Source organism: Fundicoccus culcitae (genome assembly GCF_024661895.1).
In the GTDB taxonomy this organism is placed as follows: Bacteria; Bacillota; Bacilli; order Lactobacillales; family Aerococcaceae; genus Fundicoccus_A; species Fundicoccus_A culcitae.
The window spans coordinates 2,915,841-2,935,307 of the sequence record NZ_CP102453.1; the positions used below are offsets into that span (position 1 = coordinate 2,915,841).

At 38.3% G+C, this 19,467-nt stretch carries 16 protein-coding genes and 1 pseudogene; 15 read left to right on the top strand and 2 right to left on the bottom strand.

Features of this window, described 5'->3' with window-relative positions; genetic code table 11:
• Positions 1-108 precede the first annotated feature (108 nt).
• The 6 genes from ligA to NRE15_RS13195 all read left to right on the top strand — a co-directional run bounded on the left by ligA (position 109) and on the right by NRE15_RS13195 (position 8,406).
• Positions 109-2,142 carry an NAD-dependent DNA ligase LigA gene (gene ligA / locus NRE15_RS13170; protein ID WP_313793325.1) on the top strand — a complete coding sequence of 678 codons (2,034 nt, stop codon included), beginning with the start codon at positions 109-111 and terminating at the stop codon, positions 2,140-2,142.
• Between the two features lies 1 nt (position 2,143).
• Positions 2,144-3,373, top strand: coding sequence for a CamS family sex pheromone protein (locus NRE15_RS13175; protein ID WP_313793326.1), 1,230 nt, complete (start codon positions 2,144-2,146; stop codon positions 3,371-3,373).
• A gap of 23 nt (positions 3,374-3,396) precedes the next feature.
• Positions 3,397-3,699: an Asp-tRNA(Asn)/Glu-tRNA(Gln) amidotransferase subunit GatC gene (gene gatC, locus NRE15_RS13180; protein ID WP_313793327.1), complete on the top strand. Its 303-nt coding sequence runs from the start codon at positions 3,397-3,399 to the stop codon at positions 3,697-3,699.
• On the top strand, positions 3,696-5,165 hold the full coding sequence (gatA, locus tag NRE15_RS13185) for an Asp-tRNA(Asn)/Glu-tRNA(Gln) amidotransferase subunit GatA (RefSeq protein WP_313793328.1): 1,470 nt from the start codon (positions 3,696-3,698) through the stop codon (positions 5,163-5,165). The genes gatC and gatA overlap by 4 nt, the downstream gene beginning before the upstream one ends.
• Entirely contained in the window at positions 5,165-6,595 is a 1,431-nt protein-coding gene (gene gatB / locus NRE15_RS13190; RefSeq protein WP_313793329.1) for an Asp-tRNA(Asn)/Glu-tRNA(Gln) amidotransferase subunit GatB, read from the top strand. The genes gatA and gatB overlap by 1 nt, the downstream gene beginning before the upstream one ends.
• 431 nt (positions 6,596-7,026) lie before the next feature.
• On the top strand, positions 7,027-8,406 hold the full coding sequence (locus NRE15_RS13195) for a L,D-transpeptidase family protein (RefSeq protein WP_313793330.1): 1,380 nt from the start codon (positions 7,027-7,029) through the stop codon (positions 8,404-8,406).
• A 53-nt stretch (positions 8,407-8,459) separates the two neighbouring features.
• On the opposite strand, the gene uvrC is transcribed toward NRE15_RS13195, so the two are convergent.
• Together uvrC and NRE15_RS13205 are read right to left on the bottom strand one after the other, a co-directional pair.
• Positions 8,460-10,289, bottom strand: a complete 1,830-nt coding sequence (gene uvrC, locus NRE15_RS13200; protein WP_313793331.1) for an excinuclease ABC subunit UvrC — start codon at positions 10,287-10,289, stop codon at positions 8,460-8,462.
• A gap of 12 nt (positions 10,290-10,301) precedes the next feature.
• Positions 10,302-10,622, bottom strand: coding sequence for a hypothetical protein (locus NRE15_RS13205; RefSeq protein WP_313793332.1), 321 nt, complete (start codon positions 10,620-10,622; stop codon positions 10,302-10,304).
• Between the two features lie 151 nt (positions 10,623-10,773).
• On the opposite strand from NRE15_RS13205, the gene NRE15_RS13210 reads away from it, so the two are divergent.
• The 9 genes and pseudogenes from NRE15_RS13210 (at position 10,774) to NRE15_RS13250 (ending at position 19,454) form a co-directional block, all read left to right on the top strand.
• Positions 10,774-11,472, top strand: coding sequence for an MgtC/SapB family protein (locus NRE15_RS13210; RefSeq protein WP_313793333.1), 699 nt, complete (start codon positions 10,774-10,776; stop codon positions 11,470-11,472).
• Between the two features lie 76 nt (positions 11,473-11,548).
• Positions 11,549-11,815, top strand: coding sequence for an AbrB/MazE/SpoVT family DNA-binding domain-containing protein (locus tag NRE15_RS13215; protein WP_313793334.1), 267 nt, complete (start codon positions 11,549-11,551; stop codon positions 11,813-11,815).
• Positions 11,815-12,168, top strand: coding sequence for a type II toxin-antitoxin system PemK/MazF family toxin (locus tag NRE15_RS13220; protein ID WP_313793335.1), 354 nt, complete (start codon positions 11,815-11,817; stop codon positions 12,166-12,168). Before NRE15_RS13215 ends, NRE15_RS13220 begins: the two co-directional genes overlap by 1 nt.
• 76 nt (positions 12,169-12,244) lie before the next feature.
• Positions 12,245-13,948, top strand: a pseudogene (locus NRE15_RS13225) (M3 family oligoendopeptidase).
• Positions 13,949-14,182: 234 nt separating this feature from the next.
• Positions 14,183-15,196: a Gfo/Idh/MocA family protein gene (locus NRE15_RS13230; RefSeq protein ID WP_313793336.1), complete on the top strand. Its 1,014-nt coding sequence runs from the start codon at positions 14,183-14,185 to the stop codon at positions 15,194-15,196.
• A gap of 13 nt (positions 15,197-15,209) precedes the next feature.
• Positions 15,210-16,490 (top strand): DEAD/DEAH box helicase, encoded by a 1,281-nt coding sequence (locus NRE15_RS13235; RefSeq protein WP_313793337.1) that lies wholly within the window; start codon positions 15,210-15,212, stop codon positions 16,488-16,490.
• Between the two features lie 142 nt (positions 16,491-16,632).
• A complete protein-coding gene (locus NRE15_RS13240) occupies positions 16,633-17,787 on the top strand; it encodes a glycosyltransferase family 4 protein (RefSeq protein ID WP_313793338.1) in 1,155 nt (384 codons plus the stop codon).
• A 225-nt stretch (positions 17,788-18,012) separates the two neighbouring features.
• Positions 18,013-18,882 (top strand): ROK family protein, encoded by an 870-nt coding sequence (locus tag NRE15_RS13245; RefSeq protein WP_313793339.1) that lies wholly within the window; start codon positions 18,013-18,015, stop codon positions 18,880-18,882.
• The gene (locus tag NRE15_RS13250; protein WP_313793340.1) at positions 18,879-19,454 is read left to right on the top strand and encodes a dihydrolipoamide dehydrogenase; all 576 of its coding nucleotides are present in this window, start codon (positions 18,879-18,881) and stop codon (positions 19,452-19,454) included. The genes NRE15_RS13245 and NRE15_RS13250 overlap by 4 nt, the downstream gene beginning before the upstream one ends.
• Positions 19,455-19,467: the final 13 nt, after the last annotated feature.

The window sequence follows — 19,467 nt, forward strand, 5'->3', positions numbered from 1 at the left end:
AAATTTTAACATTAAATTAAATCTAAATGATTATTTCACCAATCCACTTGATACTTTGATATACTAGATTAGATAAGGCTCAAAATTTTGAAGCAAAGGAGTCAGCTTATGTCAGCGTCAGAACAAACCCATAATAATCAGAGAAAGCGACTTGAAGACTTAAAAGAACAATTAAATACCTATGCTTATCAGTATTATGTACTAGACAATCCAACGATAAGCGATGAACAATATGATCAATTATATCGTGAATTAGTAGGATTAGAGCAATTACACCCAGAATGGATTACCACTGATTCGCCCACCCAAAGAATTGGGGATCAGTTGAGCGATGGTTTTCAAAAAGTTACGCATGCAGCACCTATGTATAGTATGAGTAATGCCTTTAACAGTGCAGAAGTAGCGACATTTATTGATCGTGTTACGCGTCAAGTGGGTCAACAAGTGAGTTTTATGTGTGAATGTAAGATTGACGGTTTAGCCATCAATTTAACGTATGAAGAAGGACGCTTTGTGCGAGGGGCAACCCGTGGGGATGGCGAAATTGGCGAGGATATTACTTCCAATTTACGGACCATCCGTTCACTGCCTTTAAAATTATCTGAGCCTATAAGTACCGAAATTCGTGGGGAAGCGTATATCTCAAAAGATATTTTTGTTAAACTTAACCAAGAACGTGAAGAAAATGGGCAAACACCTTTTGCTAACCCTAGAAACGCTGCTGCTGGTGGTCTACGACAAATCAATCCTAAAGAAGCCGCTCAAAGACAACTCAATATTTTTCTATACGGTGCAGTGTACAATGAGTCTTTTCATCCAGCGTCACAAGAGGAGTTATTTATTCAATTAGAAAAAGTTGGGCTGCGCACCAACCCCTTACGCAAGGTTTGCTATAATCTTGAAGAGGTAGAAGCCTACATCAAGGATATTGAGGAAAAACGGTCAACCTTGCCCTATGAGATTGATGGGGTTGTGATTAAAGTGAATGAAGTAGCTTTCCAAGAAGAATTAGGTTATACCATTAAAGCGCCACGATGGGCTATCGCTTATAAGTTTCAAGCAGAAGTTGCCCAGACACGTGTCTTAGATGTAGACTGGACTGTAGGCAGAACCGGCGTTATTACACCGACGGCTGTGATGGAGCCAGTACAGTTAGCAGGTACGGTTGTTCAAAGGGCAAGTCTGCATAATATTGATTTGATTAAAGAATTAGATGTGCGTATCAATGATCAAGTTATGATCCATAAAGCCGGCGATATTATCCCTGAAGTGATCAGTGTCCTTGTTGAAGAACGGGATGAAAAGAGTCAACCCCTTGACATTCCTACCCAGTGTCCGGAATGTCATTCAACCTTGGAACGTTTTGAGGGAGAAGTTGCCTTACGGTGTATTAATCCCCTATGTCCTGCGCAACGATTAGCCCAAATGAGTCATTTTGTTTCTAGGAATGCCATGAATATTGTTGGTTTAGGTGTTCAAAAAATTAAAAACATGTTGACGATTGATTTGGTTCAAGATGTAGCTGATTTGTATTATTTAACGATTGACGACCTCTTAAAGTTAGATAATACGAAAGAGCAATCGGCTACTAAATTGTATCAGGCGATTCAAGCGAGTAAATCCAATTCATTAGAACGTTTGCTGTTTGGCTTAGGCATTCGGCACGTTGGTTTGAATGCCGCCCAAGTAATCACCAAGCAATTCAATCATATGGATGCGATTATGACAGCGACGGAAGCTGATTTTGAAGCCATCGAAGGGATTGGACCGATGATTAGCCAATCCATTGTTAGCTATTTTGACCAAGCAGGTAGCCAGCAACTCATTCAACGCTTAAAAGATGCGGGTGTCAATATGGCTAATAAGACCAACCAAGATATGACAGCGGCTGATTTAGCCGATTCATTTTGGTTAGATAAAACCGTTGTTTTGACGGGTAAGATGGAGCAATACTCCCGTAACGAGGCCAAAGCGATTTTGGAAAGATATGGGGCTAAAGTGACCGGCAGCGTTTCTAAAAATACCGATATATTAATAGCAGGTGAGGATGCTGGTAGTAAACTCAGCCAGGCTGAACGCTTAGAGGTAGAAATCTGGAATGAAGCTGAATTTTTAGCGCATATTGAAGAAAGGAAAGAATAAGATGAACAAATGGTTTAAACCATTAAGTTTAATACTTAGTGCGAGTTTATTACTTTCGGGGTGTATTACAGCACTAGATGAAGAAATTTCAACCCAAGAGCCTGTCTCATTGAATCAAGTCCCTGTTCAAACAACCAATAATCAAATTTCTAGTGATTATTACCGTGCGGTGATTAGAGATGGACGTTATCAATTAAGTGAAGCAGCCAGTGCTTCCTATACTTTATCGTCTAGTGGGAATATGGAAGCTTTTGAATCAGGCTTAATCCGTGTAAGTCAAGATATATTTCCAACGGATCAATATTATTTACAAGAAGGGCAGTTAATTGATTTAAGTACGATGACAGCCTGGGTAGGGCGTGAATCAGCAGATAATCCTGAAGGTTTGAATCCCGCTTTGCCTGAAGAAACGGCAGCCGTTGAATCGATTGAAGAAAGTTCATCCATTGATCCAGCCGACACACCGGAGAATGTTACTGAGGAATCCATCGTTGGAGAAGAACAAGTCATTGTCGATGCTCAGTCGACACCCATCTATTTAACCCAGATTATGGAAAAAAACATCATGGTTGAAACCGAAGATGGCTTCAATATGGCGGGCATTGTGATTGGGCTAGCGATGAATAGTGTTTATCAGTACACCGATGCAGATGGCAATGTTTATGAACAAGAGATATCTATGGGTGAGATGCGTGAACGTGGCAAAGCCTACGCCAATATTATTGTTGGCCGTCTAAGGAATACGGCTGAGTTAAGAAATATCCCAATTGTAGTGGGCATATTCCGCCAAACACCTAATAATGAAATTGCTGGTGGGACTTTTGTCGCAGATGGGATTTCACGTGAAGGTAATTATGTGACCGATTGGACCGACCGCAATGAATACCGTGTATCTTTACCTCAATTGGGGGGAGGTACAAATGATCAATACTTGTACTTTGATACCTTTTCGGAAGATATTGTTGGATTCTTTCCACATTTAAACGGTATAACAGGCGAAGCTTTATATATTGACGGTGGCTTAGCCACTTTGAATATCACTATCATGACGCAGTTTTATTTACAGACTGAAATTACAGCCCTTACTCAACATGTGACGGATGTTGCTCAAAATCGTCTGCCTGAAGGCATTCCTATCGAGATAAAGATTGAATCAGTCGCAGGAACAGAAGCGGTTATCTCGCGCTCAGGCGCAAGCAGTGATTTTAATGGATATGTTTTTCGTCAATAAGCATAAAAAATAGGAGGTTGAAGATGTTTACTAAAGAAGAAGTGGCACGTGTAGCCAGCTTAGCTAAATTAAAATTCTCTGATGAAGAGATCGAAGGTTTTGCGGAACGATTTAATGAGATTCTTGTGTTTGTAGAACATTTACAGGAAGTAGATACAGAAGGTATAGAACCAACCTATCATGGCAATGAGTTGATTAATGTTTTTCGGGAGGATGTTGCTATTAAGTCAAATATGCAACAAGGATTTTTAAACAATGCACCAACTACCCATGAAACATATATCCAAGTACCAGCAATCATTGAAAGTGAGGCGCCATCCGCATGAGTCATTATCCAGAAACAATCAAAGGCATGAAAGATGGCTTAGCGCAAGGGACATTTACTTCGGTTGATTTAGTCAAAGCGGCTTTTGAAAAAATAGCAGCAACTGATGAACACATCGGTGCTTACTTACGTTTAAATGAAGAAAAAGCACTGGAAGCAGCTCAACAAGCCGATGAGCGTGGTTATGGCCCTGATGCGCCTTTATTAAATGGGATTCCCGTCGCTGTTAAAGATAATATTTTAACTGAAAATTTAGTTACGACTGCAGCCAGTAAAATGTTGGAAAATTTCATCCCAACCTATGATGCGACGGTTGTCTCAAAATTGAAAGCAGCGGGTGCTGTCATTGTTGGTAAAGTAAATATGGATGAATTTGCTATGGGTTCAACCACAGAACGTTCGGCCTTTAAAATCACCCATAACCCATGGAACTTAGACCGTGTCCCCGGCGGCTCTTCAGGCGGATCCGCTGCGACCGTTGCGGCTCGTCAAGTGCCAGCTTCTTTAGGAACAGATACTGGTGGAAGTATTCGACAACCGGCAGCCTTTAACGGCATTGTCGGTTTAAAACCTACCTATGGTCTGGTTTCTCGATATGGTGTTGTCGCTTTTGGATCTAGTTTTGATCAAGTTGGTCCGATGACCTTAACCGTTGAAGACAATGCTTTATTATTAGAAGCTATTGCTGGTCATGATGCCCATGATTCTACCAGTCTAGCTGATCAACCAAGCTCTTTTTCAGAAAAAATAGGTCAATCCATTGCAGGCATGAAGATTGCTTTTCCAAAAGAATTTAAATCAGATTTTGTCAGTAAAGATATTCGTGACGCTGTTCAAACAGCTGCTGATTTTTTTGAGTCAAAAGGCGCTATTATTGAAGAAGTATCTTTACCGCATACCCAATATGGAACAAATGTCTATTATATTATCGCTTCATCGGAAGCATCCTCTAATTTACAACGTTTTGATGGTATTCGCTATGGCTATCGTTCTAAGGATGCCACCAACTTGGAAGAAATTTATGTGAATTCACGGAGTGAAGGTTTTGGATCGGAAGTGAAAAACCGGATTATGTTAGGAACATATAGTTTGAGTGCCGGTTCATTTGATTTATATTATAAAAAAGCAGCTCAAGTTAGAACCTTAATTATTCAAGATTTCAAAAAGATTTTTGCTGATTATGACATCATTTTAGGACCGACGACAACCAGTACTGCCTATGAAATCGGTGGAAAAATCGATAATCCTATCGAAATGTATGTTGCCGATATTTTAACGGTAACAGCTAATATTGCTGGTATTCCTGCTATTTCAATCCCAGTTGGTTTTGATGGTGATGGTATGCCGATTGGTTTACAAATGCATGCCAATTCTTTAAACGAAGCAACACTCTATCAAATTGCTTCCATTTATGAAGCGGAACATGATTTTCATTTACAAAAACCATCACTTAAGGAGGGAAATTAATGAATTTTGAAACAGTCATCGGGCTTGAAGTCCATGTGGAATTAAAAACCAACTCAAAAATATTTTCTAGTTCCCCTGTACAGTATGGTTCAGAACCCAACGCTAATACGAATGAAAAAGATTGGGGTTATCCGGGAGCATTACCTGTTTTAAACCGTCAAGTCGTTGAATATGGTATGCGGGCAGCTCTGGCGTTAAATTGTGAAATTACACAACATATGCGCTTTGATCGTAAAAATTATTTTTATCCAGATAATCCAACAGCTTATCAAATTTCGCAAAACGATTACCCGATTGGACGCAATGGCTATATCGATATTGAGGTTGATGGTCAAACACGCCGTATTCGGATTGAACGGATTCACTTAGAAGAAGATGCTGGTAAAAACACACATGGGACCGATAATTTCTCTTATGTTGATTTAAACCGTCAAGGCACACCGCTGATTGAAATCGTCACCGAAGCCGACTTACGTTCGCCCGACGAAGCTTACGCCTTTTTAGAAATATTACGTGAAAAAATCATGTACACAGGTATTTCAGATGTGAAAATGGAAGAAGGTTCATTACGTTGTGACGGAAACATCTCCATTCGTCCTTATGGCCAAGAAGCATTCGGAACTAAAACGGAAATTAAAAATTTAAATAGTTTTAATTACGTGCGTAAAGGTCTGGAGTTTGAAGAAAAACGCCAAGCCAACATTTTACGTTCTGGTGGTCGCATTCAACAAGAAACACGTCGTTACGATGAAGCCACCGCGAGTACGATTTTAATGCGTGTTAAAGAAGGGGCAGCCGATTATCGCTATTTCCCAGAACCCGATCTACCCCCTGTCTATATAAGTGATGAATGGATTGAAACGGTTAAAGGAACTATTCCAGAAATGCCAGATGTTCGCCGTAAACGCTATGTGGAAGAATACGAATTACCAGAATATGATGCCATGGTCTTAACCTTGAATAAAGACACGTCCGACTTTTTCCAAGCAACGGTTGAAGCAGGCGCTGATCCAAAACAGGCTTCTAACTGGATAATGGGTGAAGTATCAGCTTATTTAAATAACCAAAAAGTGACTTTAGCCGAAACAGAATTAACACCTGAAAATCTGGCTCAAATGATTGCTTTGATTGATAATGGCACCATTTCATCTAAAATTGCTAAACAACTCTTTAAAATCCTCATTACTGAAGGTGGCGATGCACAAGCCATCGTAGAGGAAAAAGGCATGGCGCAATTGAGTGACCCAGCTAAACTGCAACCCATTATTGATGACGTCATTAGCAAAAATCAACAATCGGTTGAAGATTTCAAAAATGGTAAAGACCGTGCGATTGGCTTCTTCGTTGGTCAAATTATGAAAGCCACACGGGGTCAATCCAACCCACAAGTCGTTAACGAACTCCTTTTAGAAACCCTTAAAAACCTATAAAATAAATATCACTGCCTAATAGCCGGTACTTATGTGCGTAAGTACCGGCTATTCGCTGTTTTTAGTATATATTTGCCAAACGCATATAGCGTTTATGGATTTCGCTATACGCGATTGCCAAACGCATATAGCGTTTATGGATTTCGCTATACGCGATTGCCAAACGCATATAGCGTTTATGGATTTCGCTATACGCGATTGCCAAACGCATATAGCGTTTATGTATTTCGCTATATGCGATTGCCAACCCAACCTCCGTTTGACAGCCGTTCACTTGCCACTTACGCCTAATAGCCGGTATTTAAGCTTTTATGGACCGGCTATTCTTAAAAAACATGATAATGACTAAAAATAATATTAAGATTTTGCTTGTTGACAAGGCTGAAATGTGTTAGATTATAGGCAGCACACCCATTATAGGAGGATAGCTGTTGAATAAAATAATCAAAACCATCCTAGGATCAATTCTTATAGTCGTCGTACTGTATTTTTTTGGTGTTAGTTTTTATTTAGATAAATTTGTCGCTAATACAGAATTTGGTTCTGTCGATATTAGTCACTTAACCTTAAACGATGCTCAAGCCAAAATTGAAAAAGAATTAAGTCAACGACAAGTTCAAATTAAGGAAAATGGTAAGACGGTTGCTTCTATGCAATTAGCTGATTATCAACCTGCTTTTACTTTAGAAACGACTTTAGCCAATCACTTTAATAATCAGAATCCTTTATTCTGGTTTTCGCATTTAGTGCAAGCTAACGAATATGAAAATGTTTTAACAAATAATATTACAATTAACCAAGCAGACTTGATTGAAAACTTAGAAATGCAAGGGATTACTAACGATCAACGGACACCGTCAGAAAATGCACAAATTACTTTTGATGAAGACGAAGGATTTTATATCAGTGATAGCACGATAGGGAATCAAGTTGATTATGAATTGCTGACGGAAGAATTAATTACGCATTTAGACGATGGTGATATGGTTTTAGATATCGAATCAGCTTATCTAGAACCTGAATATAATGAAGATGATGAAAAAGTCGTTGCTCTATACGATAAAATTAAAGCGGCTAGCGACTTTGACTATATTATCGAAGTTGGAGGCGATGACCTCACCATTACACAAGAACAAATTGAAAATTGGATATACTTTGATTCGAATAACCAAATTATTTTTGATCGAGAATTGATTACTGAATTTGTCAATGATTTAAACGAAAGCTATTCAACCTTTGATAAAGAACGTCAATTTGATAGTACTTCGCAAGGAACCATTACAATTCCACCAGGGATTCTAGGGTGGGGGATTGAAATTGAACCAACCGTTGATTTGATTATCGAAGATTTAAAAGCAGGTGTTGATACACGACGCGAACCCGTGATTTATAGCACGAGCGGTGTCCCAAATTCTGCGAATGATATTGGAACAACTTATGTAGAAATCGATTTAACGTATCAAATGATGCATTTATATTATGAAGACGAGCTCATTTTATCGACCAATATTGTGAGTGGCCAAACGGGAACTGAAACAGTTCCTGGTGCCAATGCCGTTATCGAAATGTTACGCGATACCGACTTAGTAGGGTTTAACCCACGACTTGAAAAAGAATATAAAGTACCTGTTTCTTATTGGATTCGCTTTGACTATATTGACCAAGGCATTCATGATGCCACTTGGCAATGGAGTTTTGGTGGTGATGTCTATACCTATAGTGGTTCTCTAGGGTGTATTAATACGCCTCTTGAATACATGGGCACCATCTATGAATATGTAGAATACGGGACACCTGTCATTGTTTACTAAAAAAAATTAAAGAGAGACTGTAGCCGGTTAATGACTACAGTCTCTTTTAGCATTTATTTGGCTTCATTTAAGGTTTGAATGACACGTTCAGCTGTTGACTGGGGGATACCTAATTTACGATACTCATCAATTGAGGCTTCCTTCATACGCTTAAGGGACTTGAAATGTTTCAACAATTTATTGCGCGTTACCGGCCCAACGCCTTCAATTTGATCTAATTCAGAGGCAAAATGCGATTTGCTACGAACCTGTCTGTGATAGCTAATGGCATAACGGTGCACCTCTTCTTGAATCCGCTGAATCAACATAAAGGCTTGACTTCGACGATCAACTTCTAGAATTTCTTCACTATATCCATCCATCAGAGAAGCCGTTTTATGGTGATCATCTTTAACCATCCCTGCAATGGGAATCGATAAGCCTAATTCATTTTCAAGCACATCACGAGCCGCACGAATTTGGATTTTGCCACCATCCATTAGGATTAAATCAGGCAATGGCTTCTCTTCACGCAGTAAGCGCGTATAGCGACGCCGAATCACTTCTTGCGTATGGGCAAATTCATTGGCACCTTCAACGGTTTTAATTTTGAACTTACGATAACTTTTGCGCTCCGGTTTACCATCACGATAGACCACCATCCCTGAAACCGAGTCGGTCCCTTGAATATTGGAGTGGTCAAAGGCTTCAATATAATTGGCCTGTTCAATATTTAAAAGCTCAGCTAATTCAGTAACAGCCCCAATCGTTTTACGTTGGTTGTTTTCATCCAGACGGAATTTTTCATCTAAAGCTAATTTACTATTTTTCTCACATAACTCTAACATCGACCGTTTCTTACCACGTAAAGGGGTATGAACTGAAATCTCTAGAACTTCTGACAAGGTTTCATGATCGACATCACTCTGCACAAGAATCCCTTTAGGCTTTATGTGATTCTGTTCATGGTAAAACCGTGCAATAAATGTGGTTACTTCTTCTTCAGGTTCAGAATAACAAGGAAATATCGCTGCTTTTCGCTTTAAGATGGAACCTTGACGCAACATAAACACTTGAATCGATAACCACCCACGGTCATAGGTATAACCAAAAACATCCATATTATCATAATCTTGGCTCATGACATTTTGACGTTCTAAGGTTGTATCAATATAATCAAGTTGATCGCGGTAGTCAGCTGCCAACTCAAATTCCAGTTTTTCAGCGGCGGTATGCATTTTAGCCGTTAAGTCCTTCTTAATCTCACTGACATCACCATTAAAGAAACGTTTAATCCGATTAATCTGTTCTTGATACGTTTCCACACTAACCTCATGATCACAAGGCCCAATACATTGGTTTAAGTGATAATAAAAACAGGCACGTTTTTCATTTTTAGGGCAACGACGCAATGGGTATACACGGTGCAACAATTGTTGCGTATTCGTGGCCGCATAAACATTTGGAAACGGCCCAAAATAAATACCTCCGTCCTTCTTCACCACATTGGTGATAATCAATTCAGGATCGCGTTCATTCGTAATTTTCAAATAAGGATACATCGTTCCGTCTTTTAAACGGATATTATAAATCGGTTTGTATTTTTGAATTAAATTTATTTCTAAAATTAATGCTTCTTTATTGCTGTTGGTAACAATCGTTTCGAAGTGATGAATTTCAGAAACTAATTTAGTCGTTTTCGTATCGTGAGCCCCTCTAAAATAGGACCGCACACGATTTTTTAAGTTTTTGGCTTTACCGACATAAATAATCTCATTATCGCGATTACGCATCAGGTAGCAGCCAGGTAAATCGGGTAATAAAGCTAATTTTTGTTCAATTTGATCGCGTATTTGGGCACTCGTTTCGTGCGTTTCATTTATTTTGGGTTGATCACTAGACAAAGAAGATTCCTCCTATAAAGAATCGTCAGGATGACGTTGTTTTGGATATTTTAAGTGAGCGGGTAAATCGGTATGCTGAGTTGAGGTTATCAGGTATTTACTGATAACAAATTGCTTGCGTTGATTGGTATAACCGTATAAACTGATGGCGTCATCAGGATAGACCTCTTCAATAAAGCGCAAGGCATTTTTGACAATAATAGCCGTTTTAACTTCATCAGCGACAGAAAATTTGATCAAAATCATAATGGGTTCAGTCGTTTTAATGAACTTATGCGAAATAAAGCGACCATTTATCGTGTAATAATCTCTATTTGCTGGTGTTTGTGTCATTTTGATTCACCTTACTTATGTCCTTTATTATATTATACAACAAGTCGTCAAGTGATGTTGCTTAAGAGTTGTAGAAAAAAGTGTAAATAATAGCTTACAAACGGCTATTTTTTGTATACTGATTGTGTGAATAGAGGAGGTGTGACTCTCAATGGCACTCAATTTGTATGAATTAAATACCGTGACAATTTTAGTCCGTATGTTATTGGCAATCTTGATTGGTGGTTTACTAGGTGTTGAACGAGGTTATCAACATCGAACGGCAGGGTTAAGAACTTATATATTGGTTTGTTTAGGGTCAGCTATCATTATGATGACGAATCAATATGTGTTTGTCTCGATGGGTGTTAGTGATCCAACGCGAATGGGGGCACAAGTTGTTAGTGGGATTGGCTTTCTAGGTGCCGGAACTATTTTAGTGACTGATCGAAACCGTGTCAAAGGCTTGACGACGGCAGCCGGTTTGTGGGCTGCAGCCAGTATCGGCTTAGCGGTTGGAATAGGCTTTTATGAAGGTGCGATTATTGGTGGGGTAGCTATTTTACTAACCATGACTGCTTTGCGACCGTTAAAACGTTATATTCAAGGTCACTCAAGCAAATTGGATTGTTTTATCATTGCTGATTCATTAACGAGCTTCAATGGGTTTTTGAAATATTGCTCCGACACCCGAGTTAAAATTATTGATTTGAATTTAGAATCGAATCACGGCATAGAGCTAGATAAAGCTCATGGGGTTGTCTATTATGTATCGGTTGACTTGAATAATTTTATTAAACAAGCTGAATTTATCGATGCGGTGAAGCATTTAAAGGGCATTAATTATTTTGAAGAGATTACTGATGAATAAAGTGACGCAAAGATATTTACTTTGGGTATGGGTTAGTGTATGCTAAAAGTAAAGAAAAGTAAAGGGGTTTGCTTTTATGGATTATAAACAAAAATTAATTATTTCAGCTAAATTAAGTTCAAAAAATCAAATTACGATCCCACGTGAAATTCGTGCAAAACTAGGCATTCAGATGCATGACGAAATTGCCTTTGAGATTCTTGAGAGTGGGCATATTCTTTTAAAGAAGAAAATAATCGATGATTTTTGGAGTCAGGTCGCTGAACATCAAGCACAATATGGTCTGTTTGAAGATGATGCGGTTGACTGGGGTGCGGATATGGGTGATGAGGTTATTGACTAATGAAACAATATCATTTAGGTGAGGTCGTTTATGTTGATCTAAATCCAACTAAAGGGGTTGAGGCCAATAAAAAACGACCTTGTGTTATTGTGAGTAATGATCAATATAATCAGTATTTAAACACCGTGATTATTGCTCCCATAAGTAATGCTGCTAAGTATGTCAATGACCCAAAATATTCTAAAGCGCCTATGTTTATCCGAATTCCTGAAAACGATGTGGTGACTGGCACCATTTTGTTGCAACATTTACGCTGTGTCGACCCTAAAGTTCGGATAACAGGTCATTCTTTATATAAGTTACCTGATGAGTATATTAAGCAAATTCAGGCAGTCATTAAAAATTTCTTTTAACTTGTCGCTGGGTAAGCGGTTTTTGATGATTAAAATATGCTATAATGAAATACAATTTGATGAAAGTGGTGACAGAATGAAATTTAAAGATATGCCTTACGAACGTCCCAATTTATAAGAGGTTTTAAGCCAAGGAAATGCTCATGTCGAACGCATTGAGCAAGCAGAATCAGCCCAAGCGGGAATAGAAGCGATTCGTGCCTTTCAAGCCTTACAAAATACGCTAGAAACACAAGGGACTTTATCGTCTATTCGCCATTCAATCGATACAAAAGATGCCTTTTATGAAGCAGAAAATGACTTTTGGGATGAAAATCAACCTTATTTAACGGAAGTCGTGACCGCTTATTATCGTGCCGTCTTAAATAGTCCCTACCGAGCAGCATTTGAAAAAGAACTACCAAAGACTTTCTTTATGATTGCTGAAAATAGCTTAAGCGTATTTGATCCAAAAGTTATTCCTTTGCTGCAAAAAGAAAATAAATTATCCAGTGAATATGGAAAATTAATTGCATCAGCTGAAATTGAGTATAAAGGTGAAACCTATAATTTAAGTGGCTTATCTCCGTTTACGCAATCAACGGACCGCCAAGAACGTAAAACCGTGATGGAATTAATTGGTAATTTCTTTAGTAGCAACCAAGATCAATTTGATCGTATTTACGATGATTTAGTTAAAACACGTGATCAAATGGCTAAAGAACTTGGCTTTAAGGATTTTGTTGAAATGGGTTATGTGCGGATGAACCGTTTTGATTATGATCGTGAAGATGTCAAGGTTTATCGCCAAGAAGTGTTAAAACATGTGGTACCTGTGGCCAACAAATTATACCAACGGCAAGCCGACCGATTAGATTTAGCTGAATTAAAATATTACGATATTCCAATTACCTATAAAGATGGTAACGCAATACCTAAAGGGTCTGCAGATGACATTGTTAAAAGTGGTCGTCAAATGTATCATGAAATGTCAGAAGAAACAGGCGAATTCATTGATTTTATGTTTGATAATGAATTAATGGATTTAGTAACTAAACCGGGCAAAGCTGGTGGTGGTTACTGTACCTACATTCCTGATTATAAATCACCTTTTATTTTCTCAAACTTTAATGGCACATCTGACGATATCGATGTTTTAACGCACGAAGCAGGACATGCCTTCCAAGTGTATGAATCCCGTTGGATTACGACATCAGAAGTGGTTTTCCCAACCTATGAAAGTTGTGAAATTCATTCAATGTCGATGGAATTCTTTGCTTGGCCATGGATGGAATTATTCTTTGAAGAGCAAACGCCTAAGTATAAATATAGCCATTTAGCTGATGCGTTGACTTTTTTACCTTATGGAGTATTAGTTGACCACTATCAACACGAAGTCTATGAAAATCCTAATATGACACCAGAGGAACGTCGCGCGACTTGGAGACGTTTAGAAAAAGAATACAATCCATGGAAAGATTATGATGGCAATCCATTTTATGAAGAGGGTGGCTATTGGTTCCGTCAAGGACATATTTTCAGTTCACCTTTCTACTACATTGATTATACCTTAGCCCAAGTTTGTGCCTTCCAATTCTGGAAAAGAAGTCAAGTAGACAACGATCCAAATGCCTGGTCTGATTATTTAGCCATTTGTAAAGTGGGTGGAACCCTACCATTTGGCGAAATAGTTGAATTAGCTAACTTAAAATCGCCTTTTGGTGAAAATAATTTAAAAGAGGTCATTGAAGAAATTGACCGCTATCTAAGCAATATTTCCGAAGATACTTTGGTTAACTAGTAAAACGATTAACGCATTTAACTATTGAGCTATAAAAACATTCGTATTTTAAATTTTAGCGGGACCATCAAAAGCCTTGGCTTTTGCTTTAGCGGACGACTATCTAATTAAAAATACGAATGTTTTTTTAGTGTTAGAATTAAATAGAATTTAGCGTTAAATGAGTGGGAATAGTTAGGTATATTAGCTAAATTTTGATAGAATGAAAGTAATAAAAATATAGGGGGCCTTATCATGATAAACGTTGGAACCATTGGTACCTCATCCATCACCGAACAATTTATTAAAGCATTAATCCTTACTAGAAAATACCACTTAAAAGGTGTCTACTCGCGAAAAAATGCCACAGCCAAAGATATTGCAACAATTTATAAAGCCGATTATTATACTTCTACCCTAAATCATTTGCTGTTTGATCCCGATATTGATGTCATTTATATTGCAAGTCCAAATAGTTTACATGCCGAACAAGCCATTAAAGCCATTCGTGCCGGTAAACATGTCATTGTAGAAAAACCCGCTTTTTGTAATGTCACCGAATGGCATGAAGTATTTGATGAAGCGAGTAAAAATAATGTTTTAGTCTTTGAAGCAGCTTTACATTACCATAACCGCAATTATCGTCGGTTAAGCCAATTGGTCAATAATTTAAAACAAGGACATTCATTGCCTTTTGTGGGCGCCAACTTTAATCTGGGTCAATATTCTTCACGCTATGAAGAATATAATGCAGCCATGAATGCCAAAGAGGAAGGTCCTAATATCTTTAATCCGGCGTTTTCTGGAGGGACATTAATGGACCTAGGGGTATACCCAATCTACGTAGCCGTCGATTTATTCGGTATGCCGGATACTTTATCTTATCACACCGTTAAAGGCGAAAACGGCATTGATCTTTTCGGTAACATCATCCTAAAATATAAAAGCTCACAAATAAATATCTTTATTTCAAAAGCAGTGCATTCGGCACTTAGCAGTGAGATTTATTTTGATGATGAAACGATTGTGATTGAAAATATTTCCAAAATTTCATCGGTAAAATTAATCAATAAAGGCGGACAAGTGGCCAATGTTATTAATTATAAGCCAGAAAATGTGATGTATGATGAATTGATTGCCTTCTCGGAAGTTATACTTGATAAAGACAATATTCATCAAAAAGTTAGGTATGAAAATTGGAAGCAATTATCGCTACAGGTAGCGACTGTCATGCAATATTTAAGAAAATCAGCAGATTTAGATTTTTAGAAAGGTGATAACAATGAGGTTAGAGGAAGACTTAAAAAAATATTGGCACAACAAAGGCTTTGATGCAGCTACACCCATTCAAAAAGCCGTATATCAACCAATCATTGAAAAGCAATCTTTTGTTGCCATCTCTCCAACCGGTACAGGAAAAACATTAGCTTATTTGTTACCACTGATACAAACAATTGAAGCCAATAACGTTTTACAAGTGATTATCTTGGCACCGTCACAAGAGTTAGTGAAACAAATCGGAGAAGTTGCACAGGAATGGGCTCAATTATTGGGGTTAAAGACCCAAGTGATTTTGGGTGGGGCTAATATTAGTCGCCAAATTGAACAATTAAAGGATAAACCCGAAATTATCGTCGCAACACCTGGACGATTTGTGGAGTTATTAAATCAAACCCGTAAATTAAAAGTTCATATGGTAAAAACCATTGTTTATGATGAAGCAGATTATTTATGGCAAGATGAACATCGACCTGCTTTAGAACAAATTGAAAAACGTTTGGATAAGGATGTACAAAAAATATGGGTCAGCGCGACCCTTGGAGCTCCATTGTTAAGCTTAGTTCAAGCACCGACGACCATCCCACTTATCCATATGACATCACAAGATAACAAATTACCCATTGAGCATTATTATATTTTAACCACCGATCGTCAAAAGCCTCAATTATTAAAACGCTTGGGCCAAGTTGACAACATGCAAGCCATTGTGTTTTTCGAACAAGTGAATGAATTAGATCAAGTAGCCAGTAAATTAATCTACGATGGTATTAAGGTGGCAGTCTTACATAGTCAAGTGAGTAAGTTTGAACGGCAACATGCCATTGAATCCTTTAAAGCGGGAGAAGTGACTTATCTGTTGACAACGGATTTGGCTGGACGTGGCATGGATATTCCCGCGCTCCCATACGCTATTCACTATAATCGAGTCAATAATTTAGATACTTATTTCCATCGCTCAGGGCGCGTAGGACGTATGGGACATAAAGGAGTGGTTATTTCCCTAGTGAATGAGCAAGAACACCGCGATTTACAAAAAATATTGGATGCTCGCTCCATTCAATTAACGGAAAAAATAGTTTTTCAACAGGCCATCGTGGATCCTGAAGTCCGTGAAATAGAAAAAGAAGCGCCAACGAATGCACAATCTAATCAAACCAAAAGCCCTGCATCCAAGCCACGCCTTGCCAAAGAAAGAACAGCCAACGCTGGGCCTAAGGCAAATGTCAAAAAACGTAAAGTGCGGCTTAAAAAGAAAAAAGATAAAGGAAAACCAAAACGTTAAAAAGTGAGTAAAATCTAGCTTTACATTATTTTTACAAGAAATTTTCATAAAATCAAAACTGATATGTTAAAGTATTTTTAAAGAGATATTTTTTTATAGTTGTGTGTTGAGAATTGAGAATTAAATGATAAGGAGTCAGATTATGCGAATAGCTATTGTTACAGAGACCTTTGTGCCGGCTACAGATGGTATTTGTACACGCTTTGCGAAAATGGTTGTTGAATTGAAAAAACTAGGGCATGAAGTGATTGTTATTTCACCTGATTTAGGTATCGACGAATATGAAGGGATACCTGTATTTAGGATGGATACGCTCACTTTTCCGTTATATGGATCTAGACCTTGGGGCGTACCTAGTCGAAAAATAAAATATATCTTAAAAGCCTTTAAACCTGATATAGTCCACGCCGTAAACCCATTTTTTATGGGCACATCTGCCGTACGCTATGCTAAACAACTCAATTTACCCTTAATCACCTCTTATCACACCCACATGCCCAATTATCTTGACCATTATAAAATGCCTTTACTTAAGCCCCTATTATGGGAGTACATACGCTTTTGGTATCAACCCTCTGATATAAATATCACCGTATCTCAGACTTTGTTAGAAGAATTAAATCAACAAAATATTGAAACAGTTGGCGTTTTACCTAGCGGCATTGATTTAGATAACCGCCATCCTAAATATTTTGATCAAGCCTTATATGATCAGTTAACGTTTAATCAAACTGATAAAAAACTTTTAGTCTATGTTGGGCGACTAGCCGCTGAAAAAGATTTGGACCAATTACGGGTTATTTTTGATCATCGCGATGATATTTGTTTGGTGATTGTTGGGGACGGTCCCGAACGGGAAAACCTCGAAGCCTTATTTGAAGGAACACCAACAACTTTTCTTGGTTTTTTACATGGGGAAGAATTGTCTAAAGCCTTTGCGACGGGAGATGCTTTTATCTTCCCTTCAATTTCGGAAACATACGGTTTAGTTATCTCTGAAGCCATGGCATCTGGCCTGCCTGTTTTTGCAGCTAAAAACGGACCTACGTTAGAGCAAATTACCGATAAAGAAACAGGCTTTATTTTTGAGTCGCGCAATACCGAAAGTCTCATGACAGCCTTAAAACAGTTGGATAATCCTTTATTATTAGAAAAAGTACGTATTGCGGCTTTAAAACAGGCTGAATCACATTCGTGGAACAATGCGACACGGAGTCTTTTAGATTATTACGACTTAACGCTTGAAGCGTATCAACGTAATCAAAGCATCGCTCTGCAAGAAACCATTAATTTTTAGAAAACGAACAGCCGCAAAAGTGACACAATCAATAAACTAATTAGCTTGCATTTTAAGATGACAAGCTAGTTAGTTTTTTTCTGTTAGTTCCTAATCGATAAAACCTTGAATGAAAAGTATCAAGTTCTTTTTTATAGTAGGGGGTAATAGAGTCTGATATAATGAAAAAGAATGCATGATTCCATACTTCATGACATCAAATATTTATTAAGTGAGGTTTTATATATGATTGGAGCGTTAGAAGCGGGCGGAACCAAAATGGTTTGCGCTATTTTTTCAGACCAAGGCGCGTTGGTCGATCGAGTAAGTTATCCCACTGAAACACCCATTGAAGTGATGCCGAAAATAATCGCTTATTTTAAACAATATCCTGAATTAAAGGCCATTGGCGTAGGGTCGTTTGGTCCGATTGGGGTGAATCCTGAGTTAGAATCCTTTGGTTATATCACAACAACCCCAAAATTAGCTTGGCAACACTATAATTTATATGGAACATTAAAAGAAGCTTTGCCATTACCTATTGCATGGACAACGGATGTGAATGCGGCTGCCTACGGAGAGTTACGCCAAGGTGCTGCTCAAGACGTTAAAAATTGTCTGTATTTAACGGTTGGCACTGGCATCGGTGGCGGTGTGGTTGTCAATGAAAAAGTTGTCGAAGGTTATGCCCATCCAGAAGCCGGACATATGCTTTTAATGCGAAATGAACAGGATGACTATGAAGGCTTTTGTCCTTACCATAAGAATTGTGCGGAGTCACTGGCAGCTGGCCCGGCGATTGAAGGTCGATGGGGCAAGAAAGCTATTGAATTGACTGATAATCCAGAAGTTTGGGAATTAGAAGCGGAGTATTTAGCGCAAGCCCTATATAATTATTACGTGACCTTAAGTAGTGAGCGATTTATTTTGGGAGGCGGCGTGATGAAACAAAGCCAACTATTCCCCTTAATAAGAGCCAAATTCGCTGAATTAAATAATGGCTATTTGGAATTACCCGAATTAGAATCGTTCATCGTTCCACCGCAATTAGGCGATAATGCCGGTATAACAGGCTGTTATGAATTAGCTAAAGATCTCATCGAGGCAAATGTGTGAAAATTAAATGGGAAAAGCGTTATCCACGGACACAATGGCCGAAAAAATGGCATGGATTATCGATGACAGAAATGAAAGTGTATCAACCCTATGTTAATCGAATTAAACCCGGTATTTGTGGGTCCTATGCTACAGCAGCCTTGATTCACTATTTCATTCAAAAGCAATACAATCATTCACTAAATATCGCTGATTTAATCAAGATATTAGAACCCATGATTGAATATCGTTACCCCTACAAGGGCACTTTGCCGTGGGATTTGAAAGCAGGAATCAATCAGTTATTACCTAAAGAAATACCTTACCAAGCCCGGTATCATTTAATTTCTAATCCAATTGTGTTGGAACAATTAAGTAATGAAAATCCGCTGCCAGTTATCGTAGGAACCGCAAGGATATTAGGCAATCATTATGGGAATCATTGGGTACTCGTTTACGCTTATGGTTACAACAACGAAGGCAAATTATTTTATCGAGCCTACGACAATCATGGACGCATTGGGGCGGTCATACCTGCTAGTCAAACCTTTGCGGCAGTGTGGTTAGAAGCTGTACAACATGAACAAAAGTGAATTATTTAAGGAG